Source organism: Variovorax boronicumulans, assembly GCF_040544675.1.
In the GTDB taxonomy this organism is placed as follows: domain Bacteria; phylum Pseudomonadota; class Gammaproteobacteria; order Burkholderiales; family Burkholderiaceae_C; genus Variovorax; species Variovorax boronicumulans_D.
In genome coordinates this window covers 1-1209 of record NZ_JBEPKK010000052.1, presented here as the reverse complement: position 1 = coordinate 1209, position 1209 = coordinate 1, and the positions used below count along the sequence as shown (strand labels likewise).

Below are 1209 nucleotides of genomic sequence, written 5' to 3'. Positions count from 1 at the left end.
CGCTTGTATGGTTGAGGCGCTGGGGTGGAGGGACTCGTTTCGCATTCGGCCGCGGCAGCGGACCGACAGTTTTGAGATTTCTCCCGCCCCACCTTCCAACGTCGATTAGGAACTGAGCGCAGTTCCGTTTGGGACGGAACGAGCGCCGATCTAGACGCAAGCAAACGTGGTTGGTGGGCTGCACCCCAGCTTGGCAAATTGTCCAACTGGAGGTGCCGGCATGCAAGAACCAACCCTGTTCATCGGCGTGGATGTATCCAAGGCCGAACTGGTCATTTCGCTGGGGCCTGAGCGCCGACCTCGCAGCGTGGTCAACGATGCGGCGAGCATCGCCGATTGGCTGCGGGAAGTGCCGCCTCATGCCCTGATCGCCATGGAATCCACTGGCCGGTACCACGGCCTGTTGGCGCACCTTGCAAGCCAGGCCGGCCTGAAGGTGTTCGTGCTCAATGCACGCGACGTGTACTTCTACGCCCAAGCCTTGGGGGCCAGGGCCAAGACGGATGGCGTGGATGCCCGGGTCATCGCCCGCTACCTGGCTGAGCACCACGGGCATCTGCACCCCTGGCAGCCGCGCAGCCCTGTGCAGCAGCGGCTGCAGGATCTGCTTACGCGTCGGGCGCAATTGGCCACGCAACGCTCGGCCATCAAGCAGATCGTGGCGGGTGTTGATGCGAGCGATATAGACACCAGCGGTCTGCAGAAGGCCTTTGATACCCTTCTGAAGGCAATGGACAGCAGGCTCCAGGAGCTGGTTGCCAGCGATGCGCTGATGTCCACTGGCTGCCAGAGATTGCTCACGATCACTGGTGTAGGGCCGCAGACCTCGGTACTGCTGGCGACGCTGTTCAGTCGCTTCGACTTCACCAATGCCGACGCTTTGGTGGCGTACTGCGGGCTTGATCCGAGGCCCAACGATTCGGGTGCCTGGCACGGGCGACGTCGCTTGAGCAAGAAGGGGCCGGCGCTGTTGCGTCGACAGATCTACCTGGTGGGTTTTGCTGCGAGTCATAGCAAGGCGCTCAAGCCGTTGTACGAGGCCATTCGGGCCAAGGGCTTTGCAACCACTGCGGCCTTCATCATTCTGGGGCGCAAGCTGCTGCGCGTGGCGTTTGCCGTCTGGAAGGGCACGCAGTCGTTTGATCCTGCCCGGTTGATGCCTAAAAGCGACTTGCAAAAAACATAGAACCTCAAACAGCTGCGAGCCCT

At 61.6% G+C, this 1209-nt stretch carries 1 protein-coding gene; it reads left to right on the top strand.

Going from position 1 to position 1209, the window contains the following annotated elements:
- Window positions 1-220: 220 nt before the first annotated feature.
- Complete coding sequence (locus ABIC90_RS27355) at window positions 221-1186, top strand: IS110 family transposase (protein WP_354359882.1); 966 nt, start codon at window positions 221-223, stop codon at window positions 1184-1186.
- The last annotated feature ends 23 nt before the right edge of the window (window positions 1187-1209 follow it).

Bases quoted from the DNA above. Each gene is read 5' to 3' on its own strand.
- ABIC90_RS27355 (WP_354359882.1), top strand. From the start codon at position 221: ATGCAAGAACCAACCCTGTTCATCGGCGTGGATGTATCCAAGGCCGAA.